This is a genomic window from Pseudotenacibaculum sp. MALMAid0570 (assembly GCF_040151415.1).
Lineage (GTDB): Bacteria > Bacteroidota > Bacteroidia > Flavobacteriales > Flavobacteriaceae > Polaribacter.
This window is the reverse complement of the sequence record NZ_JBDKWF010000043.1, coordinates 77,843-102,305: the sequence shown is the minus strand read 5'-3', so window position 1 is coordinate 102,305 and position 24,463 is coordinate 77,843. Positions and strand designations below refer to the sequence as shown.

Genomic DNA, 24,463 nt, shown 5'->3' with positions numbered 1-24,463 from the left:
ATAACACATGATGTTAGCCTAAAAGTTACTATATCTAGTTTTAAATAAAATGAAATGAACACTAAATACATTGACTTGATTCATCAGACGTTTGATTTTCCACAAAAAGAATTTCAGACAAAGAATCACACGTTATGGTTTCATGGAGTTGATCTCATGAAGCTAGTTTATGAGTATGGAACTCCCTTGAAGTTTACATACTTGCCAAAAATATCTGAAAACATAGAAAGAGCTAAAAAGTGGTTTTCTTCTGCATTTGAAAAACACAGTTATGAGGGAAAATATTTTTATAGTTACTGCACTAAAAGCTCACATTTTAAATATGTATTGAATGAAGCTTTAAAGAATGATATTCAAATTGAAACATCTTCTGCGTTTGACTTAGATATTGTAAGCACTCTTATAAAATCTGGAAAAATAAAAGATTCAGATTATATATTGTGCAACGGATTTAAAAAAGAAGATTATTTAAGTCGTATCACAAAAATCATAAATTCTGGCCATAAAAATTGCATACCAATACTAGATAACTATCAAGAACTTGGACTACTAAAATCTGTTATCAATGATGAGTTTCAAATAGGAATCCGTATTGCCTCGGAAGAAGAACCAAAGTTTGAATTTTACACCAGCAGATTAGGAATTGGGTATAAAAACATTCTTTCTTACTATCAAAGAGAAATCCATGATAATGAAAAAGTGAAACTAAAGATGTTACATTTTTTTATCAATACAGGAATAAGGGATAATGCATACTACTGGAATGAGCTTACGAAATGCTTGAATGTATATGTACAGCTGAAGAAAATTTGTCCAACATTAGATAGCTTGAATATAGGAGGTGGATTTCCTATTAAAACAACGCTAGGATTTGATTATGATTATCAATACATGATTAATGAAATAACTGGTCTTATTAAAAAGAAATGTGTAGAAGCCAAAGTTCCTGTTCCTAATATTTTTACTGAGTTTGGAAGCTTTACGGTAGGTGAAGCTGGTGGTGCTATCTATAAGGTACTATATCAAAAAGAGCAAAATGATAGAGAACGATGGAATATGATTGATTCATCTTTTATTACAACACTTCCTGATACCTGGGCTATTAATAAACGTTTCATTATGCTTCCTATTAATCGTTGGGAAGATGAATATGAGCGAGTTTTATTAGGAGGACTTACTTGCGATAGTGATGACTACTATAATTCTGAACAACATGTAAATGCTATTTATTTGCCCAAATACAGTAATCAAAAACCTTTATATATAGGTTTTTTTAATACAGGTGCTTATCAAGAAACTATTGGTGGTTATGGAGGGTTACAACATTGTTTAATCCCAAATCCAAAACATATTTTAATACAAAAAAATAAACAAGGAGAAATTACAACTAGACTATTTAAAGAACAACAAACAAGTGAGGAATTACTCTCAATATTAGGATATGAAATGAGCCAAGAAGATTTTATCGATATAAATTCTGTTAGGCGAATTTCAACTGATTTAAACAAGTAATAAATTATTGACAGATGAAAACAACAAAAACCTTTGCTGGAGTATCTCAGGATTACGCGAGGAAAGATCAATCTAAGATAGTATTAATCCCAGTGCCTTTTGATCAAACCACTACATGGCAAAAAGGAACAGATTATGGACCAACTGCATTTTTAAAAGCAGCCGAAAATATGGAATTGTATGATATCGAAACAAATTCGGAGGTATACAAAAATGGAATCTTTATAGCAGAATCTATTGAGGAAGATACCTCAATAGATATGATTAATACAGTTCACTCCAAGGTTAAGAATTTTATTAATAAAAAGAAGTTTGTCACCTTATTTGGAGGAGAACATTCGATCTCAATAGGAAGCATTAGAGCTTTCAATGAATGCTTCGAAAATTTGAGTGTTTTACAAATAGATGCTCATGCAGATTTAAGAAAAGAATATGAAGGAAATCCGTATAGTCATGCTTGTGCAATGCATGATGCCAACCAAACAACTAACTTGGTTCAGGTTGGTATTCGCAGTATGGATATTTCTGAGCGTGACGAAATGAATGAAGATAACGTCTTTTTTGCTCATGAAATGGCAACAAATGAATATTGGATGGATGATGTTTTAGAACAGTTAACCGATACTGTTTATATCACATTTGATTTAGATGCTTTAGATCCGTCAATAATGCCATCAACAGGCACTCCAGAACCAGGAGGCTTGTTTTATTATGAAACCTTAGAGTTTTTGAAAAAAGTATTTGAGAATAAAAATGTAGTTGGGTTTGATATAGTAGAATTATGTCCGAATAAATTAGACAAATCTTCTGATTTTTTAGCTGCTAAACTGTATTACAAAATGTTGAGCTATAAATTTCTTTTGCAAGATGAAGTTGAAGAAATAGAAGAAGAAATAGAAAGCCCGTTTAGCAAGTTGTCAAAATTTAAAGATTACGATCATGGTGAATACTAATCAAAAGCCTATATCAGAGTTTTTAGAAAAACACTTTCTTCATTTTAATGCTGCTAGTTTATTGGACGCTGCTAAAGGATATGAAAATCAGTTGGATAAAGGAGCTAAAATGTTGATATCAATGGCTGGGGCTATGAGTACAGCTGAAATAGGAAAAACCTTTGCAGAAATCATAAGAAAAGATATGGTGCATATTATTTCATGCACTGGAGCAAATCTTGAAGAAGACATTATGAATCTCGTTGCTCATTCTCATTATAAGAGAATTCCCAATTATAGAGATTTAACCCCTTCAGATGAGTGGGAATTACTTTTAAAAGGGTTAAACAGAGTAACTGATACTTGCATTCCAGAAGAAGAAGCTTTTAGGAGATTGCAAAAGCATATTTATAAAATTTGGAAGAATGCTGAGGAAAATGGAGAGAGGTTATTTCCTCATGAATTTATGTATCGTCTGTTATTATCAGGAGTGTTAGAACAATACTATGAAATAGATATTAAAAACTCTTGGATGTATGCTGCTGCTCGGAAAAATTTACCGATGGTAGTTCCAGGTTGGGAAGATAGCACAATGGGTAACATATTTGCTTCTTATGTGATTAAGGGACAATTGAAAGCAAATACCATGAAATCAGGAATAGAATACATGACATTCTTAGCAGATTGGTATAATAATAATTCTGATAATGGAATTGGATTCTTTCAAATTGGAGGAGGAATTGCAGGAGATTTTCCAATATGTGTGGTTCCAATGTTATATCAAGATTTAGAACAAACCGAAACTCCATTTTGGAGTTATTTCTGTCAAATTTCAGATTCAACAACAAGTTATGGTTCATATTCTGGGGCAGTACCTAATGAAAAAATTACTTGGGGTAAACTCGATATTGATACTCCTAAATATATTATAGAGAGCGATGCAACAATTGTTGCACCGTTGATTTTTGCTTACTTATTAAATATGTAAAAAGATGAAAAGAGTTATAGTAGATTACCAAAAATTGACTACAGAAGTACTAGACTTGCTGGTGGAAAAGTTCCCTCATGGATATGATTATGATGATATCATGACTTTTCAAAACACTAAAGGAGAAACTGTTAAAGCCGTTGAAGTAAGAACAGATGATACAATCTATTTGGTGAAAATAGGTTTGAAATTAGAACAAAAAATGGAAGATTATTCTGATGAAGAAATAGATGACGATGACTCCGTTACTAAAGAAATTTCCAATGACGATGGTTTTCCAGATGAATATTAATAATAAAATAATTGAAAGATGAATCCAGTTTTCCACTTATCACTTCCATGCAAAGATATGGAGGCAACCAAAAAATTTTATATTGATGACCTAGGATTTAAGCATGGGAGAAACTCTTCTCAATGGCTTGATGTAGATGTGTTCAATCACCAAATAACCTTTGTTTTATTTGATAAATTTTGGATGAACAGTCCTACTTATAAATTAGACGCGAGTATTCTTCCAATGTTCCATTATGGAATTATCCTTGAAGAAGAAGCTTGGGAAGAGATGTATGATAAAGTCAATCATTGGACATTAGATATTACTCCTAAAAAAACATTCTTTAAAGACAAAAATGGTGAGCATCACTCTTTTTTTATCAAAGACCCAAATGATTATACATTAGAGTTTAAAACATTTGTAGATAATGATTCTGTCTTTTTGATCTGAAGATTTATGAATTAAAAAAATCAATTATGAGATATTTTGAATCTAGAGAACGGGTAACTACTGAAGGAACTTTTATTACATATGCGTATGGTTATTATAGTTTTGAGATTGATGATGGAGAAATATTAGCATTTGATGAGATTGATAAGTTACTTTTAGATAAGTATGATTTAAAATCAGATCAGTTAAATGGTCAGAAATTTGAGATATTTTACAGTATCATCATAGATGATATGGATGATGAAGATTTTGTAATTCTTCGATTAGATGATTTAATCATTAAATAATCTCTAGAATTACAATTATTAATCAATTTGTTCGTGCCCGATAGTATTAATACTGTCGGGTTTTGTTTGTATTAAACTAACAATAAGATGTTCTTTAGTTGCTAAAATTTTTTTTAGCTTCTGCTGCCTAATAAAATTATTGTCTTTGAATAAAAAAAGCAGAGTTTAAAACTCTGCTTTTCTTTTGTAGCGAAGGGGGGACTTGAACCCCCGACCTCAGGGTTATGAATCCTGCGCTCTAACCACCTGAGCTACCTCGCCGTGATTAAGGCTGCAAATATAACCCATTTTTACAGTTTAACAAGTTGAGAGTTTAATTTTTTTTAACTGGAATTATTACCTATATTGTGAGAATTAAGTCAAAGGATAAAACCGGCTTTATTCAACACTAACCAAAGAAAAAATGGATAAGATTAAGTTTGAAATAGAATTCCCAATTCACGCTTCTCCCAGTATGCTATATCAATATTTTGCAACTCCTTCAGGATTAGAAGAATGGTTTGCAGATAGAGTTAATTCTAGAGGTAAAGTAATATCTTTTTTATGGGACGATTCTGAAGAAGAAGCTACTATTTTGGTGAGAAAAAATGATGAAAAAGCTCGTTATAAATGGTTGGAAAGCGAAGATGATGAAAGCTATTTTGAATTTAGAATTCAAGTAGATGACATTACCAAAGATGTATCTCTTATAATAACAGACTTTGCAGAAGAAGATGAGGTTGAAGAATCTAAAATGTTGTGGGAGAATCAAATAGATACTCTTAAACATCGTATAGGAGCATAATATAAAAATAGAAAACAAAAAGCCTTAGGATTATCCTAAGGCTTTTTTGTTTTTATTCATTTCTTTTCCAGTAAATTTGCTCATATTTTATCACTTATGTTAAACTATAATGGAGAATTACTTGCTTTTAATGAGGTAAAGATCACACCTAATAACAGAGCATTTAATTATGGAGATTCTATTTTTGAGACTATAAAGATTCTCAACGGAAAAGTTGTTTTTTGGGAAGATCATTATTTTAGATTAATGGCTTCTATGAGAATGCTAAGAATGAAAATCCCTATCGAATTTACTTTAGAGTTCTTAGAAAAAGAAATTGTAAAAACAATAGAATCATTAGAGCAAAAAAATAACTTAAGAGCTAGACTTACCATTTTTAGAAAAGATGGAGGTTTTTATACACCTAACTCTAATGAAGTAGATTATCTAATAGAGGTAAAAGAAATCAAAAGTCAATTAAAAGATAGCTACAGTTTAGATCTGTATAAAGATTTCTATGTAAACTCTGGTTATTTATCTACAGTAAAATCTAATAATAAGTTGATCAATACTTTAGCAAGTATTTATGCCAATGAGAACGACTTAGATAATTGTATTCTTTTAAATGAAAGAAAAGGAGTAGTGGAGGTAACCAATGCAAATATTTTCTTAATAAAAGACGATGTAGTAAAAACTCCTTCACTTGAAGAAGGATGCTTAAGAGGCATTATGAGGAAAAAGGTTATTGAAATGTTATCTAAAAATGAAGAGTTTACTCTTGAAGAAACCTCAATTACACCTTTTGAAATTCAGAAAGCCGATGAAGTTTTTATTACGAATTCTATTCTAGGTATACAACCAGTTACCAACTATAGAAAAAAAGTTTTTAAAACTGATATTTCTATGAAATTACAAGCTAGCCTAAAAATAATGGAAATTACTGGAAAGTAGTTAGTTTAAGTGAATATCACTAGGTGCGTTAGCCCAAATTTTGTATTCACCACCTTTTTGCATCAATTTATTTTTCCAAAGCGATTCGTTGTCTACAGAAAAAATGTTTTCAAAATCATTTTCTGAAACAAACCATGAATTATTTAATAATTCACCTTCAAGTTGATTGGTTCCCCATCCTGAGTACCCAAGAAAAAATCGAATGTCAGTACTGTGAATTTTGTTCTCTGTAAGTAAAACTTTTAGAGAATCAAAGTTTCCTCCCCAATAAATATTATCACTTACTTGAATACTGTCGGGAATTAATTCAGGAATCTTATGAATAAAATACAAATTGTCTTGTTCAACAGGTCCTCCTTGATATACGGTGAAAGAACAATCAATTTCAGGAATAATATCTTTAATGGTAAATTTCAAAGGTCTGTTCAATATAAAACCTACAGAGCTATTCGTATTATGTTCAGTTAATAATATGATAGATCTGTTAAAAGAGTCATCATTCAAAATAGATGGCTCAGCTATTAATAAGCTTCCTTTATATGGCTTCAACTCAGACAATTAATTTTTTTATTAAATGTATAGTAAATTTTGGAAATAAAAAAACTCCCTGAAAAGGGAGCTTTTTATATTCTGTTTGGATTAGTTTTAGTTTACAGCATTGCTTAATCCAGCTCCAGCTTTAAACTTTGCTACATTTTTAGCAGCAATCTTAATTTCTGCACCAGTCTGTGGATTTCTACCGCTTCTAGCAGCTCTCTTAGATACAGAGAAAGTACCCCATCCTACTAAAGCAACTTTACCACCTTTCTTTAAAGTAGAAGTTACGTTTGAAGTAAATGATTCTAAAGCCGCTTTTGCTGCTGCTTTTGAAATTCCTGCGTCTGCAGCCATAGCATCGATTAAATCTGATTTGTTCATAATAAAATAGAATTTTAAATTAATTGATATTTTTTTTGCTTAAAAGCTTAACAAATATAGACGGATTAAGGGTTCATGCAAGTTTGACCCTCTAAAAAAGACCTATTTGTTAATAAAACACATCAAATTGTTAATAAAGCCAGTGTTTTTTTATTGAAAACTGCCAATCCTTTACTATCAAAGGCTTCAGAGCATTTTTGCTTCAGGTTGAAAAGTATAACCATTTAGCAAGCTTCTTGCATCCATTTTTTTCTTCCCAGAAAGCTTCAATTCTTCTAAATAAATGTAACCACCATTTACAGCAACTTTTATTTCTCTTTTAGAAGTAATAATGCTTTTAATACTATCTCTATGGGTAATTATTTCTTTTCTAATGGCATAAATTTTTAACGAAACTTTTTCGTTTCCATTAATCATTTCTGACCAAGCCGCAGGAAATGGATTCAAACCTCTTATATGATTGTAGATATGATCTATTGAATCTTCCCAGTTAATCTTACAATTCTCTGAGTTTAATTTTGGAGCTATTTTGGTTTCAGACTCAGGTTGTTTTATGGTAGTAACTACACCTTTATTAATAAGAGAAATGGTTTCTGATACAGTTTCTGCTCCAAGCATCATTAAAGTATCGTGAAGTTCACCAACAGTTTCATCTTCTCTTATAGTTACTTCTTTCTTCATAATTATCTCTCCAGTATCTATTTTCTCATCAATAAAGAAGGTGGTAACTCCTGTTTTCTTTTCTCCTTTAATAATAGCCCAATGTATAGGAGCTGCTCCTCTATAATCTGGTAGTAAAGAAGCATGAAGATTAAAAGTTCCATATTTTGGAAGACTCCAAACTACTTTAGGCAGCATTCTAAAAGCAACTACCACTTGAAGGTTGGCATTTAAAGATTGTAACTCATTAATAAAATGACTGTCTTTTAGGTTTGTGGGTTGCATAACGTGCAAACCTTTAGTAATAGCATATTTTTTTACAGCAGACTCGTTTAATTTTCTTCCTCTTCCCGCTGGTTTGTCTGGTGCAGTAATTACTCCAACTACATTATAGCCATCTTCAACTATTCTTTCTAAGATTGCTACAGCAAAATCAGGCGTTCCCATAAAAACAATGCGCAAATCTTTCATTTTAAAAATAGTTTATTGTCATTAGTAATCCCTAAAACATCTTTGTGTAAAAGATTTCGCAAATGTATTAAAATCGCATCTTCATTAGCTTCTAAATGTTCCATAATTTCTAATTGAGATAATTCTTTAGATTCATTTAATAATTGAACAATTTCTTTTGAAAAATCTTTAGAAGCTGTTTTTTTTCGTTGAAGACAAACATCACATATTCCACATTCTTTACCCGAAGCTTCATCAAAATAGGCTAGAATTTGTTGACTTCTACATATCTGATCATTTTGTACAAAACGAATCAAATCCTCAGCTTTTTTTATTTGCTGCTCAAGATACATTTTAATGCTTTTTGCATATCTATTAATAGTTGTGTCATCTTCCCTAGGCATGAGAAAAAATAGTTCTTGATTTTTACTAACGCCTTTGTATTTGATAATTTCTTGGGAATTTAAATCTGACAAAACTTTCTTTATATTGTTAGATGTAGTCCCTAGTTTTTTTGCCAGAATAAATTCACTTACCTTAACTTCTTGATGAAAAATATTACCATGGCTTCTTAATAAAAGTTCAATAAGAGATTGAGTCAGTTGATGCGAACTCTTATAGGATATTAATTGTTTACTGGAAATAATAATCTGTATGGTAGATTTATGATCGAATTGTTGAGTTACGTCTATAATACCATGATTCTTTAGAATATGTAAAATTCGAGTTGTTTTTCTAGACTGTAGTTTATAGCGTTCACAAAACTCTTGAAAATTAAAATCGAAAGAAGTTTCAACGAGTTCACCTTTAGCTATTTGAAAAAATTGAAACAGATTTTTATGAACCCGCTTTATTTCTTTCAAGTTAGGAATATTATCAACAGTTGTTCTTTTAAAAGCTAGTACATCATTTTCGTTTTGCAAAACAACCGAGAAAGCTTTTTTACCATCTCTACCGCCTCTTCCAGCTTCTTGTATATAATTTTCAATACTATAAGGGAGATCCATATGAACAACAACTCTAACATTAGGTTTGTCAATACCCATACCAAATGCATTGGTAGCAACCATAATTGGTTTTTGTTCACTCATCCAAGAATTGAAGGAATTTAATTTGTCTTCTGTAGACATTCCTCCATGATACCATGTGCTTTGATATCCTTTTTCATTTAATTGATTGGACAGGTCTTCGGTTTTTCTCCTAGAACTTACGTATATAATAATAGGAGAAGTATTTTTTTTTAAAATTTGTTCAAGCCTTAACAACTTGTTTTCTTTTGTAAATATTTGGTAGGCTAGATGATTTCTAAAAAACGATTTTTTAAAAACCGCAGTCTCTTTTAGATCTAGGTTATTAATAATGTCATCAATAACTTTATTTGTAGCAGTAGCAGTTAAAGCAATTATAGGTGTATCAGGAAAATAACTTCTAATATTTTTTATTTTTCTATAAGAAGGCCTAAAGTCATGGCCCCATTCTGAAATGCAGTGAGCTTCATCAACAGCTATGCAACTAATATCTAATTCTTGAATCTTTTGTAAGATGATAGAAGATTCTAAACGCTCGGGTGATACATACAAGAATTTACTTTTTCCATATTTTAAATTATCAAACAAAGAAACGATTTCATCATGCTCTAGTTTGTTTTGTAATGCAATAGCATTAATTCCTTTTTTCTTCAGACTCTCAACCTGATCTCCCATTAAAGAGATTAAAGGAGAAATAACTAAACAAATACCTTTACTAATGATACCAGGTATTTGGTAGCAAAGAGATTTTCCGCCACCAGTTGGTAGCAAAGCAATAGTATCTTTCTTACTTAAAACAGAATGAATAATTGCTTCTTGCGGGTCTCTAAAAGAGTCATATCCCCAATATTCTTTTAAAATATCTTTGAGGTTGTTCATACATTCAATTTAAGCCAATTGAGAATGAAGTTAACTCGTTCATCAACAGATCCGAAAGGAACACTTACAATAGTATAACCAAGTTCTCGATATGCATTCTGTAAGAACAAATCGATTTTTGTAGACTCTTCAAAACTTTCATATCGTTCATTGTCTGAGGTATAAATTTCTCTCCAAGGACTAAATAGAAAAACATGATCATATTTGTATTGTAGACATTTTTCTTTAAAATATTCTGGATAGGCTTCTTTAGTATATTCCATATACGCATATACATCAGGTAATCCTCTGTCAAAGAATACTTGTTGAGTATTTATTTTCTCTGCTTCAAGATATTGTCTTTCTCTACCTTCTAACAACATTTTACTAAAAAGAATAGGTTCTGTTAAAAAAAGTTGTTGAATTCCTTTTTTTTGAGCCTCTATGGTGACTTCTCTAGATACTTCAGGCATACAATGAAACCCTCTTTTCTCGAGTTCATTTAAAACAGTAGACTTTCCAGTTCCTGGACCTCCAATAAGAACAATTTTTTTCTGCATGAAACAAAAATATACTATTAATTTATTATAAAAATATAATGACGTAATTTTGTAGCCATTTCAAAATTAATCTTCTAAAAGACAAGAATGAAAGATAGAGAAGGTTTTTACAAAAAACTTAAATTGCAATTAGATGAAACAACAAAATTTCCAGCAGATTATTTGTATAAGTTTATTGTTTCTTCTGAAGGAAATAAAGTAGAGGAAGTTCAAGCTATATTTGATAACAAAGGAGCTGTTATCAATACAAAAAAATCAAAAACTGGAAAATATATAAGTATTTCAATAGTTATTAAATTATCTAGTTCTGATGAGGTTATTTCTTATTATAAGGAAGCTGAAAAAGTAGAAGGAATTATATCATTATAAGCATATGAAAAAACAGGTTTTATTTTTTTTAATACTCATTGTTACTGTCAATGTATTTGGTCAAAAAGATGATCAAACATTGGTAACAATTAATGGAGAAAAAGTAACAGTAGCGGATTTTAAAAAAGTTTATGAGAAAAATTTAAACGCCATTGATAATGAAGAAGGAAAAGATGTTTCTAATAACCTTGAATTATATATAAGTTATAAGTTAAAAGTTAATGAAGCTTATAAGCTTAAACTAGATACTTTAAAGTCCTATAAAAGAGAAATTCAAACCTATAGAAATCAATTAACAGCTCCATATTTACAAGATAAAGAGTTTTTAGATGAGCTGATTAAAGAAGCTTATTATCGTACTAAAAACGAAATAAGAGCAAGCCACATCTTAGTAAGATTACCAAGGTCTTATAAACCAGAAGATACGCTTAAAGCTTATAATACAATTATAGAAGCCAGAAAAAGAATTCTTAATGGAGAACCTTTTGAGAAAGTTGCAAAAGAAATATCTGATGATAAATCTGCTTTAACCAATGGAGGAGATTTAGGGTATTTCTATGCATTTAGAATGATATATGATTTTGAAGATGTTGCTTACAATACAAAGCTTGGAGAGATATCTATGCCTTTTAAAACCCAATATGGGTATCACATCGTTAAAAAAACAGAAACTAGACTTTCTAAAGGAGAAAGAGAAGTTGCTCATATATTAATTAATGATACTACTTCTGTAGGTAAAAAGAAGATAGATGAAGTTTATTCTAAGTTAAAAGAAGGGAAGAGTTTCAAGGATTTAGCAAAAGAATATTCTGATGACAGAAACTCAAAGAATAAAGGTGGAGTTTTATCTAAATTTGGAACAGGAAGAATGGTAAAACCTTTTGATGAAGCTTCTTTCGGATTGGCTAAAGTAAATGATTTCAGCAAGCCTTTTAAAACCAGATTTGGATGGCATATTGTAAAGCTGATTAAAGAATACCCAATACTTTCTTATGAAGAAATGGAAAAAGAAATAAGAGATAAAGTAAAAAGAAATGGCAGGGTAAAACTTTCAGATAGAGCAGTAGTAAATCGTTTGAGGTCAGAATATAAAATAGTAGAGGTTGAAGAAGCTAAGAACATCTTAAATCGAAAAGATATAAGATTAATGCCGAAAGATTCTTTACAAGAAACCATTCTAAAAATCAACGAAAAATCTATAAAACAAGAAGAGTTTGTGTCCTATACAATGAATAGAAGGCATTTATCTCTACAGGCACTTTTTGAAAACTTTATTGATCAAGAAGTTTTAACCTACTTTAAAGATAATTTAAAGAACACAAATCCAGAATTTGCATCAGTTTTAAAAGAATATGAAGATGGCTTGTTGTTGTTTGAATTAATGGAAAGAAAAATTTGGAAGAAATCAAACGATACAATAGCTCTCAAAGAGTATTTTGATAAGAATAAAGAAAAATACGAAGCTAAAGATCTAACCAAGGTGAAAGGAAAAGTAATGAATGATTATCAGAACTTCCTAGAAAAAGAATGGATTGATAAGTTAAGAAGTGAAAGCACTGTTAAGATTCATAAAAAAGTTTTGAAAAAACTGATTAAATATTATAGAAAAGAATCTTGAAAAAGTATCTAGTAATATTATCAATATTCCTGCTAGTTTCTTGTGAGTATCTTGGATTAGAAAAAAAAGAAGATACAACTAGGAAACCCATAGCTAGTGTATACAATCAGAATTTATATAAAGAAGATATCATAGATCTTTTACCTAAGAGTATTGCAAAAGAAGATAGCTTAGTTCTAGTTAGAAGCATCATTAATAGTTGGGCTACTAAACAACTATTGCTCAGAAGAGCAGAAGAAAACAATTCTAAAAATGATAATTCTGAGATAAATAAATTAGTAAAAGAGTATAGACAAGCATTGCTTATAAACGGCTATAAAGAAAGATTGGTAAAACAACAATTAGATACCGTTGTAAATGACCAAGAGATTACAGATTATTACGCAATAAATAATAATAATTTCAAGCTCAATGAAGAATTAATAAAGCTAAGATATATTCATTTTTCTAGCGACTTAATAGATAAAAAAGATATTGTTAAATTGTTTAGAAATGGATCTTTAGAGGATTTAGAAGAGTTAGAAACAAAGCAGTTAAGTTTTAAATCGATGATGCTAAACGATTCTATTTGGACTCCTTTAGAAAATGTTTTGTTAAAAACTACATTTTCAAGAGAAAATTTGTTAAAAAAAACAAAATTCCTCCAAAAAGAAGATTCATTAGGGTTATATTTGGTCGCGGTAAAAGATGTTTTAAAAAGGAACGATATTGCTCCTAAGAGTTATATAGAACCTACAATAAAACAAATGATTTTACACCAGAGAAAACTTCAATTGATAAGAGATATAGAAAAAATAATAGTAAAAGATGCAGTTCAGAATAAAAGTTTTAAGATTCATTAGTATAACATTGTTCGCTTTGTTATCAACCTTTTCGATTCAAGCTCAGAAAGTGAAAATCGACGGAGTAGGAGTAGTTGTTGGTAAGAATATAGTATTAGACTCTGATATAGCTAAGTTTAAGCTTGAATTAGAGAATAGTAGTGAAGGAAAAATTAAAATTTCAGATTGCGAAATGTTAGAGCAATTGATGTTGCAAAAATTATTAGCACATCATGCTGTTATTGATAGTGTTGTTGTTTCTGATGCTGAGGTAAACGGACAAGTTGAAAGAAACATTCAATATTTTAGTCAAGAATATGGCGGACAAGATAAAGTTGTTGAGGCATACGGTTTTAACGATATTGACGATCTTAAGAAAGAGTTGTTTAAAATAGAAAAAGAGAATGCGCTTATTCGTAGAGAACAACAAAAAATCACTGAAAATATAGATGTAACTCCAGAAGAGGTTAGGATTTACTACAATGGCTTAAAAGAAAAAGGAGAACTTCCTGAGTTTCCAGCTGAAATTCAATTAGCACAATTAATTATTTATGCAGAGCCAGATCAAAAAGAAATTGATAGGATTGTAAACAAGCTAAATCAAATCAAAAAAGAAATTGAAGAAGGAGCTAGTTTCAGAATGAAAGCCATCATCAATTCAGATGATCCAGGAGTAACACAAAACGGAGGAAAATACACAGTAACAAAGAATAGCAACTTTATCAAAGAATTTAAAGAAGTAGCTTTCTCATTGGATGTTGGGCAAGTTTCTGAACCTTTCAAATCTATTTTTGGATATCATATTATTCAATTACATGAAATAAGAGGAGAACAAAGAGTAGCTTCACATGTATTGATGCAACCTGTAATTCCTCAAGAAAAACTAGACGCTACTAAGAGAAAGTTACAGCAAATCAAAGATGAAATTACATTAGGAAAGATGACTTTTGAAGAAGCTGTAAAGAAACATTCAGAAGATAAAGATACCAAGAACAATGGTGGTTTATTAGTGAATGAATTTACAGGAGAATCTACCTTCGATCTAACAAGAATGGATCCTGCTTTGTATGCAAGAGTTAGTAATTTACAAAAAGGAGAAATCACCGATATTTTCTATGACGAAACTAGAGAAGGAGAGAAGATGTACAAGATGATTTTAATGAAGGAAAGAACTAATACTCACATTGCAGATTTAGTTGATGACTACGTAAAAGTTCAAAGCCTAGCTTTACAAAAGAAAAAACAAGAGACTATTGCAAAATGGTCTAAAGAAAAAATAGGAGATACTTATATTAAAATTAGCAAGGATTTTCAAAAATGTACTTTTGAAAAAAATTGGAAAAAAGATAGTTCTAACTAATGTCTGATGTTGCTGCAATAGACAACATGGTTGTCAAATTTCAAAGTTTAAAATCAGAAATAGCGAAAGTTATTATAGGGCAAGAACAAGCCGTTAACTATGTTTTACTTTCTGTTTTTTGTGGAGGACATTCTTTGTTAATTGGTGTGCCAGGCTTAGCAAAAACACTTCTTGTAAATACTGTATCTGATGCTTTAGGTCTCAACTTTAAGAGAATTCAGTTTACTCCAGATCTAATGCCTTCTGATATTTTGGGAAGTGAAATATTAGATAAAGAGCGACAATTTACTTTTATCAAAGGACCTATTTTTTCTAATATTATTCTTGCAGACGAAATCAATAGAACACCACCAAAAACACAGGCGGCTTTACTAGAGGCAATGCAGGAAAAATCTGTAACTATTGCTGGTCATCTCTACAAATTAGATGCGCCATTTTTGGTTTTGGCTACTCAAAACCCAATTGAACAAGAAGGAACCTATCCTTTGCCTGAGGCTCAATTAGATAGATTTATGTTTTCTATCAATCTTGAGTATCCTAGTTTTCAAGAAGAAGTTGAGGTTGTAAAGAGTACAACTTCTAATGAATTAGCAAAAGCTAATGCTATTTTTTCAGCAAATGATATTCTAGAAATTCAACAATTAATTCGAAAAGTACCTGTTGCTGATAACGTAATCGAATACGCAGTAAACCTAGTAGGAAATACAAGGCCTAAGAATCCTAAGTCTCCAGAAATGGTACAAAAATACTTAGATTGGGGTGCAGGACCGAGAGCTTCTCAGAACTTAATTTTAGGAGCGAAAGCACATGCAGCTATTCACGGAAAATATTCACCAGATATTGAGGATGTAAAAGCAGTAGCTATTCCTATTCTATCTCACAGAATTGTAAAGAATTACAAAGCTGAAGCAGAAAACATAACTGTTTCAGATATTATTACTTCGTTACTTTAAGGGGCTTCAAAAAAACTAAAGGTACTTCCACCATACTTTTTAGCATAACTAAACTGTTCGTGTTCGGATAAATCCATGTGTTTAGAATGCTCTATAATGAGTATCCCATCATCATTCAATAGTCCTTTTTCAAAAGTAAGATTCACAATTTTTAAAAAATCTTCTACTTCCAGTCCGTAAGGAGGATCTGCAAAGATTACATCGGCTGTTAAATTGGTTTTCTCTAAGAATTTATATACATCACTTTTGTATGGATGAATAGGTAAATCTAGCTCTTTAGCGGTTTTATGAATGAATTTAACACAACCAAAATTACCATCAATAGCATAGATATCTTGAGTTCCTCTAGAGGCAAATTCATATGCTATATTTCCAGTTCCAGAAAAAAGGTCGATGACAGAAATAGCGTCAAAATAATACAGATTGTTTAAGATATTGAAAAGAGATTCTTTAGCCATATCTGTTGTAGGTCTTACAGGTAGATTTTTAGGAGCAGTAATTCTCCTTCCTTTTAATTTTCCTGAAATAATTCTCATCCTAGCAATATGAAATTTGAATGATTTTCTATCTCTTTACCATCTGCTATTAAAGAGTTGGTAGTTATAAAGTTTAGATTTCTTACGTATTTATAAACAATTTTGTAGAGATCAGATTCTTTGTTGATGTTTCCCATAAAAGTAATAGGAGTCTTATCTGGGTCTAGTTTTAATTGTTCAAAAGCAAATAAGATATAGTAAATAAAATCTTCTTTGCTATTGTATTCGTAAGAGTTGTAAAGAACAAGTTTTTTGTTCTCCACAACAACTAGGTCAAATGAACTCTTACCTACATTGATGTAAAAATTAAAGCCCTCTTTACCAGAAGTTTTAAGAAGTTTTTCAACTAAAATAGTTGTATGATGCTTGTATTCAAAAGAACCAAAATTTTGAAAGAGAAAGTTGTTGATGTTTACATACGGCACATATACATTTTTTATGTGCTGCTGTTCTAAATCATCAAAAGCAACAAAGTCGGTTCTAATTGTTTTAATATTAAATTTAAGGTAGTCTTTTAAGGCTTCTTCTTTAAAATATTCATTAGGAACAAAGCTATTTAAGTTATTCTCATGAATAACTAAAACAGATTCAAAATCGTCTTGTAAATCCGCGTTACTTTCAAAAATATGTTGAATTTTTTCTAGAATAATTTCTGGAGAAGATAGCTTTTCTTCAAAATCATAGGAAGAGAAATGATAAATCTTATCCTCATAATTAGAAATACAAAAAGAAAATCCATCCAAACTGAATTGGATGGATAATTTTCTTTTAGAAATATTGTCTATAGATCTAGTTATCTTTTTTTGCTGCATTCCCTTTATCGTAAGAAGGAGGCCAGTTACCACCAGTTGTAACTTCTGTTAAAGATCCTACAGAGATGTATTCTCCTTTAATCTCATCAGTAGTTACGGCTTCTAATTCTTGTTTTATTAATGAAGCATCCATTCCTTTTAAAATATCAGCTTTCCCTGTCTTAGCTTCAAATACTGGAACTTCTAATCCTTGAACTTTTTCTACTTTACCAATTTCAAGTTCAAATTCTTTTCCATCAACTCCAGGAACAATAAACATGTTCTTATAGTCTCTATCTTTAAAATCGTCTAAAATTGGTTCATAACCAATAGTGTCTTTTACTCGTTTTTCTACGTCAACCATAACAGGTTGCCATTTAGAACCTTTATTTACTTTCACTACAGTATCACGAGTTTCTACGATGGCTCTTTGAGCAGTATCAATAAAACGAATTAAGGCTGCTTTATCTTTAGTATAATCACCATTTACTTCATAATATGCTACTTCAGCATCTCTGATGATTTTTAAATTTTTAATAACCTGAGCAAAACGCTTAGTTTTCTTCTTATCAAAATTAATTGGCTTCATTACACCGTCATAAATTTTATAAACTAAGAAAACAGCTGCAATTAACAACACTAGCGAAGCTACCCATCTTAACTTAAGAGGTAAAAATTTAACTATTACATAAGATAGAGCAATTGCTACTACTATGGCTAAAAGAATAAGTACGATCATTTTTTATATTTATATAATTCTACACTTCTCGCAAATCTACAATTTTTTTTTAACGATAAAAATTTTTGAATACAATTCGGTGTATCTTTAACGTTTTAATTTTTTATGCTTAAAAACGCAACTGATTTTCACAAGGAATTAATCCAAAAGTTCCCATACGATCCTACTTCAAAACAGCAAGAATTATTCCATTTGTTGGTAGACTTTATTTTTTCTAAAGACAACCAATCTATTTTCTTATTAAAGGGATATGCCGGTACAGGAAAAACTACCACTATTAGTACCTTAGTGAACAATCTTTGGAGAACCGGAAAAAAAGCCGTTTTATTAGCCCCTACAGGTAGGGCAGCAAAAGTAATCTCAGGCTACTCAAAGAGGCAAGCATTAACAATTCATAAGAAAATTTATTTCCCTAAAAAGCAACAGAATGGTTCTGTAGATTTTGTTTTACAACCTAATAAGCATACAAATACAATCTTTATTGTAGATGAAGCTTCTATGATTCCGGATAGACCACAGAACTCTAAGCTATTTGAAAACGGTTCTTTGTTAGACGATTTAATTTCTTACGTATACTCAGGTCATCAGTGTAAGTTGGTTTTGATTGGAGATACAGCACAATTACCTCCAGTAAAATTATCGGTTAGTCCAGCTCTTGAGCAAGATCGTCTTGAGATAGATTATCATAAGAACGTAAAAGAAATCGAATTGAATGAGGTTACTCGTCAACATGAAAACTCAGGAATATTAGCCAATGCTACTTTGTTAAGAATGTTGATAGAGAATGATGCTAATCATTTTCAATTTCATCTCGATTTCCCAGATGTTGTTAGACTTATTGACGGCTACGATATTCAAGACGCAATTACAACTTCTTATGATAATGATGGAGTAGAGGATACCGCGTTTATAGTAAGATCTAATAAACGAGCAAACCAATACAATCAACAGATAAGAACTAAAATAAGAGGTCAGGAAAATGAAATCTCTACAGGCGATTATGTAATGATTGTTAAGAATAATTACTATTGGTTAAAAGATTCCTCTGCTGCAGGTTTTATTGCTAATGGCGATACTTGCGAGGTGATGCGGATTTATGCGATTAAAGAACTATACGGATTTCGTTTTGCTGAAGTTCAAATTAGAATGATTGATTATCCAGATCAAAAACCATTTGATACTGTTCTTATTTTAGATACGCTTACCAGTGAAACTCCTTCGTTAAGTTATGAAGAGTCTAACAAACTTTATGAAGCTGTTAAAGAAGATTATGCTGATGAGAAATCTAAATACAAGCAATTACTTGCCATCAAAAAGAATAAATACTTTAATGCGCTTCAAGTAAAGTTTTCTTATGCAATTACTTGTCACAAGTCACAAGGAGGTCAGTGGAATACTATTTTTATTGAACAACCTTATTTACCAGAAGGAGTCTCTAAAGAATATTTGCGATGGCTATATACAGCTGTTACCAGAGCTAAAGAAAGATTATACTTAATAGGTTTTAAAGATGAGTATTTTGAAAGCTAGTTAAACAAATAGCTAAAGAAAATTTGCCCATAATCATTTCCTTTGTCTCTTCTTAGATTATTGAGTTTGTTGCTATGATAGTGGTATGCATATCCAAAATTACATCTATTGGATGTAAACTTCAATCCCAATTCTAAATCAAAACGTAAAGATTTAGGTTTATAAGTTACTGGGCTATTTGAATTAAATAGACTTCCTTGAATTGTAGCATCGTATGCCACAATAGTAAGAGAAGTTTTATAGTACAAAAAAGATTCTATACCTCGTTGAAAAGAAGTTTGATCGTTATTAAGATGTGTATTAAAAGCCAGAGAATTATCTATAGGCTGTAATTCTTTAAACCCTATACGCCCAATAAAACCACCAGTAACCTCGTTGAAAATAGTTCCTATTCTCAGTTTACTCATGAAATTGATGTCGTAATGTTTCGAATCATCAATATCTAGAGCCTTTATATATTCTGTATCAAAATTAAGCGCCAAGGTATTTCTAATCTGATATTTCCATCCAAAAGGTCTTCTGAAGTTATAAATATCATGAATGAAGTTTTGTAAGTTTTCACCTAAAGCATCTTCTCCTAAAACTCCTAACTGAAGATTTGTTTTTAAGATAGATTGAGTTTTATAAGCTCTAATAACTCCAATATTAGCATACAAATAACCAGCAAATGGCCTATCATGTTCGGCAAGTGTTGTTACCGTAGATTTATAAGGAGTATATATCTCATGACCTATCTGTATTTCAAATATCTTTTTGCTAAGCTCACCTTTATTAGATGATAAATATCTGTAAGTTAGAAATAAACCATTAGTATAGTATTGGTCTTTTACAGTTGAGACATAAAGGTCATTATCTGTTACTAAACTAAATTCTTTTGAGAATTTTTGTTGTGAGATTAAAGAAGAAGTAACAAAGAAAAATAGCAGAAATATTTTTACCCTCATAGTCAGCAAATATAGGATATGTTAATAAAACAAGAAGTTGTAAAATGTGTTAAAAAAAAGTAATATTTTTAAGCCTCTCTTAAATTTAAAAATGACCAACTCAAAACCTATGTTAAATTCCGATGATTTTTTAAACTCATCAACAGATAGCGATCTGATTTCTATCTTACAGAAAAAAGGAATTCCACATCAAAAGATTGTAGATACTTTAGCCTATGAGAAACAGTTAAGGCATTTGCAAATCGAGCTTGTTAAACTTCAGCAATGGGTTTTAAAAGAGAACAAAAGAGTTGCTATTATTTTTGAAGGGAGAGATGCCGCTGGTAAAGGAGGAAATATCCGAAGGTTTATGGAACATCTAAACCCAAGATCTTCAAGGTTAGTAGCTTTAAATAAACCAACAAACGTAGAAAGGGGACAATGGTATTTTCAACGATATATCAAAGAATTGCCTAATCCAGGTGAAATTGTGTTTTTTGATAGAAGTTGGTACAATAGAGCTGTTGTAGAACCAGTTATGGGATTTTGCACCGACAAAGAATATAAAGAATTCTTAGTTCAAGTTCCAGAATTTGAGCACATGCTTTATGAAGATGGTTTGATTATCATTAAGTTTTGGCTTTCCATCTCTAAAGAAGAACAATTAAGAAGATTTGATGCTAGAAACGCCAACCCATTAAAACGATGGAAGTTTAGTCCAGTTGATAAAAAAGGACAGGAACTTTGGGATAAATACACACACTATAAAGAAGAGATGTTTAGTAAAACTCACACATCTTATTGTCCTTGGATGATTATCAAAACCAATAATAAGAAAGTTGCGAGATTAGAAGCTATGCGATACGTATTGTCTAAGTTTAATTACGAAGGAAAGAACGAGGCATTAACAACATTAACACCAGACCCTAATGTAGTAATGCGTTATTACAGATCTGCATTTCAGATAGATTAATATGGATAGAGAACTAACACCTTTAGAGCTTAAAAAACTTAACTCTAACAAAGCATTAATAGCCTTACTTTCTAGAAAGCAATTGAATGTAGAGAGAGCTTTGCGTTATATAGATTATGAGCGTAAGCTTAAAAAATTGCAAACTGAAGTTATTAAGTTACAAACATGGGCTATTGAAAATAATGAACGTATTGTAATCATTTTTGAAGGGAGAGATGCAGCTGGAAAAGGAGGAGCAATACGAAGAATTACAGAAAGAATTAACCCACGACATATAAGAATTGTTGCACTTCCAAAACCTAGTGAAGATGAACAAACTCAATGGTATTTTCAGCGTTATATTCAACAATTACCTAAAGCAGGAGAAATAGTGTTCTTTAATCGTAGCTGGTATAATAGAGCTGTTGTAGAACCCGTAAATGGATTTTGTACTCAAGAGGAATATGAAATATTTATGACTCAAGTAAACGATTTTGAACGAATGATTCTTGATTCTGGAATTCATTTAGTTAAAATATACATGTCTATCTCCAAAAAAGAGCAAGCAAAACGTTTCGATGAAATTAAAAATGATCCTCTAAAACAATGGAAAATGTCTCCTGTAGATGAAAAAGCTCAAGAGCTTTGGGATGAGTATACCAAATACAAAGACAGTATGTTTGAAAAAACAAATACAGAAAATTCACCTTGGAAAGTTATCAAAGCCAATAGAAAAACAGAAGCAAGAGTGAACGCTATAAATCACATCTTGAAGAGAATACCTTATAATAAGGATATTGAAATCTAACTTATCAAAGATTTAACTCTATCAAAAATAAAATAGATCTCAGAAGCTACTTCTTTATTAGTCTTTAAATAAGCATCGTCTTGTTCTAAAGTATTATCAGCATATTTTGGGTCTGTATAAGGAAGATGAAACCTATGAATAGCCTCTGCTATAAAAGGACAATTCTCATCCGCACTATTACAAGTAGTAACTGCTATATAAGGAGCTTTATTTGTAGGATTATCAAAGATTTTAGAAAACCCTAGAATACAATCTTGCGCTTTGTCAAAATAAATTTCATAAACAGGATTTTGATGAGAAAACTCTTTCACATTAAAAATAAACCCAGTTTGTTTTAGTGTTTGTACCGTATTTCTATGAAAAGCGGTTACCTCAGTTCCACCAGAGTAGGCGTTTATATTTAAATCAAAGTATTTAGAAGCAAAGTACGTCCAAACTTGCCCCAATTGACTTCTTCTGGAATTGTGTGTGCAAATAAAATTCACACTTACATTCTGATTACTAGATTGATAAACTTCTGCAATTTTATCAGCAATATTTATCAATAAATCTTTTCTATCTTCATTTAATGAAAGTTTCTTATGACTACTTTCAAAGAAATCTTGAACCTTCGTGGGATCAGTTTTGATCATCTTATTACTTTTGTTGCAAAGTTATAACTTAGTTATAAATTAAGATATTAAGTAAAGGTTAAGAATGCGTTTTGAGATTGGAGCTAAAGTAGCAGTTATTGATGATGTTTTAAAAGGAATCGTAACGTCTGTTAATGGCGATACTATTTATGTGAAAGATTCTGAAGGAATGATTTATCAATTCCACTCTGATGAATTGGTGATGATTAAAGAAGATCAAAGAGAACTAACAAAGTATTCAGATATTAACAACCCTCTTTTTAAAGATAAAAAAAGCGAGAGAAAAAAAGAAAAGACGCACTTTAAAAAACAAAATAGTAACGTTGTTTTTGAAGTAGATTTACATATCAATCAACTGGTTGATAATGTAAAAGGAATGGATAATTATAGCATGCTTTCTTTACAAATTGAAACTGCTAAACGAAAACTAGAATATGCAATAGCCAATAGATTTTCAAAAGTGATCTTTATTCATGGAGTAGGAGAAGGAGTTTTGAAAAGTGAATTGCAATACTTATTAAAGAAATACCCTGTTGATTTTTATGATGCTTCATATCAAAAATACGGGCTAGGAGCAACTGAAGTTTATATTTTCCAAAATTCTAAGTCTTAATTAATACTTTTGCAAGATGAAAAATGTTTATTTAGACAATGCAGCAACAACACCTATAGATCCTGAAGTGATTCAGGTGATGCATGAGTCTATGCAAGAAAATTTTGGAAACCCGTCTTCAACACATCAGTTTGGAAGAAAGGCTAAGAATACTGTTGAAAACGCCAGAAAGAATATTGCTAAAATATTTAATGTAACTGCTTCAGAAATCATTTTTACTGCTGGAGGTACTGAGGCTGATAATTTAATTCTTCACAATGCAGTAGTTAATTTAGATGTAACTAGAATTATTACGTCTAAAATAGAACATCATGCTGTAATTCATACTGCTGAATTTCTTGAAAAAGAATACAACGTAGAAATTGATTATGTAGATGTAGATAATTGTGGTACACCTAACTTACATCATTTAAAACAGCTGTTACAAAGTTCAGAGAAAAAAACGTTGGTTAGCTTAATGTATATCAACAATGAAATTGGCACAATTTTACCTTTAGGAGAAGTTTCAAAAATCTGCATAGAACATAATGCATTATTTCACTCAGATACTGTTCAAGCTATAGGACATTATGAAATTGATTTACAATTAACTCCTGTAGACTTTATAACTGCAAGCGCACATAAGTTTCATGGCCCCAAAGGAGTAGGTTTTGCTTATTTTAAGAAAGGGTACGGCATTCAGCCAATGTTGCATGGAGGAGATCAAGAAAAAGGAGCTAGGTCAAGTACAGAAAATGTACATAGCATTTTAGGGATGGAAAAAGCGTTGTTATTAGCTTCAGCCTCTCTTGAAGAAGATAAAAAATACATGAATGAGCTTAAGAGTTATTTTATGATTGAACTCAATAAAATAAATTCTAAAATTCGATTTAATGGTAAATCATCTAATCTAGATGAAAGTAGTTGTACTATTTTAAATGTGTTACTACCTATAAAAAATGAAATGCTATTATTTAGTTTAGATCTACATGGAATAGCAGTTTCAGGAGGAAGTGCTTGCCAAAGTGGAAGCAATGTAGGCTCACATGTTTTGCATGAAATTCTCAGTGATGAAGATCAAGAATTTACTTCAGTTCGTTTTTCTTTTAGTAGAAAAACATCAAAAGAAGAAATAGACTATACACTACAAAAATTAAAAGAGTTGCTATAAGCAACTCTTTTAATTTCAAAGTATTTTAATTGTTTAT

General features: G+C 30.8%; 28 protein-coding genes and 1 tRNA gene. 18 read left to right on the top strand and 11 right to left on the bottom strand.

What is annotated here, in order from left to right:
• The first annotated feature begins 54 nt into the window (after positions 1 to 54).
• Genes AAON49_RS01920 through AAON49_RS01895 form a run of 6 tightly spaced genes read left to right on the top strand, consistent with a single transcriptional unit; the run spans position 55 to position 4,443 of the window.
• Positions 55 to 1,512 carry a type III PLP-dependent enzyme domain-containing protein gene (locus AAON49_RS01920; protein WP_349552230.1) on the top strand — a complete coding sequence of 486 codons (1,458 nt, stop codon included), beginning with the start codon at positions 55 to 57 and terminating at the stop codon, positions 1,510 to 1,512.
• Between the two features lie 14 nt (positions 1,513 to 1,526).
• The gene (gene speB / locus AAON49_RS01915; protein ID WP_349552228.1) at positions 1,527 to 2,465 is read left to right on the top strand and encodes an agmatinase; all 939 of its coding nucleotides are present in this window, start codon (positions 1,527 to 1,529) and stop codon (positions 2,463 to 2,465) included.
• Positions 2,452 to 3,432 carry a deoxyhypusine synthase family protein gene (locus tag AAON49_RS01910; protein ID WP_349552226.1) on the top strand — a complete coding sequence of 327 codons (981 nt, stop codon included), beginning with the start codon at positions 2,452 to 2,454 and terminating at the stop codon, positions 3,430 to 3,432. The genes speB and AAON49_RS01910 overlap by 14 nt, the downstream gene beginning before the upstream one ends.
• 4 nt (positions 3,433 to 3,436) lie before the next feature.
• The gene (locus AAON49_RS01905; protein WP_349552225.1) at positions 3,437 to 3,724 is read left to right on the top strand and encodes a hypothetical protein; all 288 of its coding nucleotides are present in this window, start codon (positions 3,437 to 3,439) and stop codon (positions 3,722 to 3,724) included.
• 18 nt (positions 3,725 to 3,742) lie between these two features.
• A complete protein-coding gene (locus tag AAON49_RS01900; protein WP_349552224.1) occupies positions 3,743 to 4,156 on the top strand; it encodes a VOC family protein in 414 nt (137 codons plus the stop codon).
• A 26-nt stretch (positions 4,157 to 4,182) separates the two neighbouring features.
• Entirely contained in the window at positions 4,183 to 4,443 is a 261-nt protein-coding gene (locus AAON49_RS01895; RefSeq protein WP_349552223.1) for a hypothetical protein, read from the top strand.
• A 187-nt stretch (positions 4,444 to 4,630) separates the two neighbouring features.
• On the opposite strand, the gene AAON49_RS01890 is transcribed toward AAON49_RS01895, so the two are convergent.
• Positions 4,631 to 4,704 (bottom strand) — tRNA-Met (locus AAON49_RS01890).
• A gap of 142 nt (positions 4,705 to 4,846) precedes the next feature.
• Here AAON49_RS01890 and AAON49_RS01885 point away from each other — a divergent pair.
• Positions 4,847 to 5,227: an START-like domain-containing protein gene (locus AAON49_RS01885; protein WP_349552222.1), complete on the top strand. Its 381-nt coding sequence runs from the start codon at positions 4,847 to 4,849 to the stop codon at positions 5,225 to 5,227.
• A 96-nt stretch (positions 5,228 to 5,323) separates the two neighbouring features.
• Positions 5,324 to 6,157: an aminotransferase class IV gene (locus AAON49_RS01880; RefSeq protein ID WP_349552221.1), complete on the top strand. Its 834-nt coding sequence runs from the start codon at positions 5,324 to 5,326 to the stop codon at positions 6,155 to 6,157.
• Here the strand turns inward: AAON49_RS01880 and AAON49_RS01875 are convergent, their stop codons facing one another.
• From AAON49_RS01875 to AAON49_RS01855, 5 genes are all read right to left on the bottom strand, one after another.
• Positions 6,158 to 6,715, bottom strand: coding sequence for a YqgE/AlgH family protein (locus AAON49_RS01875; RefSeq protein WP_349552220.1), 558 nt, complete (start codon positions 6,713 to 6,715; stop codon positions 6,158 to 6,160).
• An 87-nt stretch (positions 6,716 to 6,802) separates the two neighbouring features.
• On the bottom strand, positions 6,803 to 7,075 hold the full coding sequence (locus tag AAON49_RS01870; protein ID WP_349552219.1) for an HU family DNA-binding protein: 273 nt from the start codon (positions 7,073 to 7,075) through the stop codon (positions 6,803 to 6,805).
• A gap of 186 nt (positions 7,076 to 7,261) precedes the next feature.
• Positions 7,262 to 8,206, bottom strand: a complete 945-nt coding sequence (gene fmt, locus AAON49_RS01865; RefSeq protein ID WP_349552218.1) for a methionyl-tRNA formyltransferase — start codon at positions 8,204 to 8,206, stop codon at positions 7,262 to 7,264.
• Positions 8,203 to 10,092 (bottom strand): RecQ family ATP-dependent DNA helicase, encoded by a 1,890-nt coding sequence (locus AAON49_RS01860; RefSeq protein ID WP_349552217.1) that lies wholly within the window; start codon positions 10,090 to 10,092, stop codon positions 8,203 to 8,205. The genes fmt and AAON49_RS01860 overlap by 4 nt, the downstream gene beginning before the upstream one ends.
• On the bottom strand, positions 10,089 to 10,631 hold the full coding sequence (locus tag AAON49_RS01855; RefSeq protein WP_349552216.1) for an AAA family ATPase: 543 nt from the start codon (positions 10,629 to 10,631) through the stop codon (positions 10,089 to 10,091). Before AAON49_RS01855 ends, AAON49_RS01860 begins: the two co-directional genes overlap by 4 nt.
• Before the next feature lie 87 nt (positions 10,632 to 10,718).
• Here AAON49_RS01855 and AAON49_RS01850 point away from each other — a divergent pair, with 87 nt between their 5' ends.
• Genes AAON49_RS01850 through AAON49_RS01830 form a run of 5 tightly spaced genes read left to right on the top strand, consistent with a single transcriptional unit; the run spans position 10,719 to position 15,752 of the window.
• A complete protein-coding gene (locus AAON49_RS01850) occupies positions 10,719 to 11,000 on the top strand; it encodes a DUF493 family protein (RefSeq protein ID WP_349552215.1) in 282 nt (93 codons plus the stop codon).
• Between the two features lie 4 nt (positions 11,001 to 11,004).
• Positions 11,005 to 12,618: a peptidylprolyl isomerase gene (locus AAON49_RS01845; RefSeq protein WP_349552213.1), complete on the top strand. Its 1,614-nt coding sequence runs from the start codon at positions 11,005 to 11,007 to the stop codon at positions 12,616 to 12,618.
• Positions 12,615 to 13,460 (top strand): hypothetical protein, encoded by an 846-nt coding sequence (locus tag AAON49_RS01840; RefSeq protein WP_349552211.1) that lies wholly within the window; start codon positions 12,615 to 12,617, stop codon positions 13,458 to 13,460. The genes AAON49_RS01845 and AAON49_RS01840 overlap by 4 nt, the downstream gene beginning before the upstream one ends.
• A gap of 49 nt (positions 13,461 to 13,509) precedes the next feature.
• Positions 13,510 to 14,799 (top strand): peptidylprolyl isomerase, encoded by a 1,290-nt coding sequence (locus AAON49_RS01835; RefSeq protein WP_349552210.1) that lies wholly within the window; start codon positions 13,510 to 13,512, stop codon positions 14,797 to 14,799.
• Positions 14,799 to 15,752, top strand: a complete 954-nt coding sequence (locus AAON49_RS01830; RefSeq protein ID WP_349552209.1) for an AAA family ATPase — start codon at positions 14,799 to 14,801, stop codon at positions 15,750 to 15,752. The genes AAON49_RS01835 and AAON49_RS01830 overlap by 1 nt, the downstream gene beginning before the upstream one ends.
• On the opposite strand, the gene AAON49_RS01825 is transcribed toward AAON49_RS01830, so the two are convergent.
• From AAON49_RS01825 to AAON49_RS01815, 3 genes are read right to left on the bottom strand one after another with little or no spacing between them, the layout of a single operon-like run.
• Positions 15,749 to 16,288, bottom strand: coding sequence for an RsmD family RNA methyltransferase (locus AAON49_RS01825; protein WP_349552207.1), 540 nt, complete (start codon positions 16,286 to 16,288; stop codon positions 15,749 to 15,751). The genes AAON49_RS01830 and AAON49_RS01825 overlap by 4 nt on opposite strands.
• Complete coding sequence (locus AAON49_RS01820) at positions 16,285 to 17,100, bottom strand: DUF3822 family protein (RefSeq protein ID WP_349552206.1); 816 nt, start codon at positions 17,098 to 17,100, stop codon at positions 16,285 to 16,287. The genes AAON49_RS01825 and AAON49_RS01820 overlap by 4 nt, the downstream gene beginning before the upstream one ends.
• Positions 17,078 to 17,818, bottom strand: coding sequence for a hypothetical protein (locus tag AAON49_RS01815; RefSeq protein WP_349552204.1), 741 nt, complete (start codon positions 17,816 to 17,818; stop codon positions 17,078 to 17,080). The genes AAON49_RS01820 and AAON49_RS01815 overlap by 23 nt, the downstream gene beginning before the upstream one ends.
• Positions 17,819 to 17,923: 105 nt before the next feature.
• On the opposite strand from AAON49_RS01815, the gene AAON49_RS01810 reads away from it, so the two are divergent.
• A complete protein-coding gene (locus AAON49_RS01810) occupies positions 17,924 to 19,348 on the top strand; it encodes an ATP-dependent DNA helicase (protein ID WP_349552202.1) in 1,425 nt (474 codons plus the stop codon).
• Here AAON49_RS01810 and AAON49_RS01805 read toward each other — a convergent pair.
• Positions 19,345 to 20,292, bottom strand: coding sequence for a lipid A deacylase LpxR family protein (locus tag AAON49_RS01805; RefSeq protein WP_349552201.1), 948 nt, complete (start codon positions 20,290 to 20,292; stop codon positions 19,345 to 19,347). The genes AAON49_RS01810 and AAON49_RS01805 overlap by 4 nt on opposite strands.
• Before the next feature lie 109 nt (positions 20,293 to 20,401).
• Between AAON49_RS01805 and ppk2 (AAON49_RS01800) the strand changes: the two genes are divergently transcribed.
• Positions 20,402 to 21,244, top strand: coding sequence for a polyphosphate kinase 2 (gene ppk2 / locus AAON49_RS01800; RefSeq protein WP_502942884.1), 843 nt, complete (start codon positions 20,402 to 20,404; stop codon positions 21,242 to 21,244).
• Between the two features lies 1 nt (position 21,245).
• On the top strand, positions 21,246 to 22,031 hold the full coding sequence (gene ppk2, locus AAON49_RS01795; RefSeq protein ID WP_349552198.1) for a polyphosphate kinase 2: 786 nt from the start codon (positions 21,246 to 21,248) through the stop codon (positions 22,029 to 22,031).
• On the opposite strand, the gene AAON49_RS01790 is transcribed toward ppk2 (AAON49_RS01795), so the two are convergent.
• Positions 22,028 to 22,663, bottom strand: a complete 636-nt coding sequence (locus AAON49_RS01790) for a low molecular weight phosphatase family protein (protein WP_349552197.1) — start codon at positions 22,661 to 22,663, stop codon at positions 22,028 to 22,030. The genes ppk2 (AAON49_RS01795) and AAON49_RS01790 overlap by 4 nt on opposite strands.
• 64 nt (positions 22,664 to 22,727) lie before the next feature.
• On the opposite strand from AAON49_RS01790, the gene AAON49_RS01785 reads away from it, so the two are divergent.
• Complete coding sequence (locus tag AAON49_RS01785) at positions 22,728 to 23,276, top strand: DUF8465 domain-containing protein (protein ID WP_349552195.1); 549 nt, start codon at positions 22,728 to 22,730, stop codon at positions 23,274 to 23,276.
• A 16-nt stretch (positions 23,277 to 23,292) separates the two neighbouring features.
• On the top strand, positions 23,293 to 24,426 hold the full coding sequence (locus tag AAON49_RS01780) for a cysteine desulfurase family protein (RefSeq protein ID WP_349552193.1): 1,134 nt from the start codon (positions 23,293 to 23,295) through the stop codon (positions 24,424 to 24,426).
• Positions 24,427 to 24,463 lie beyond the last annotated feature (37 nt).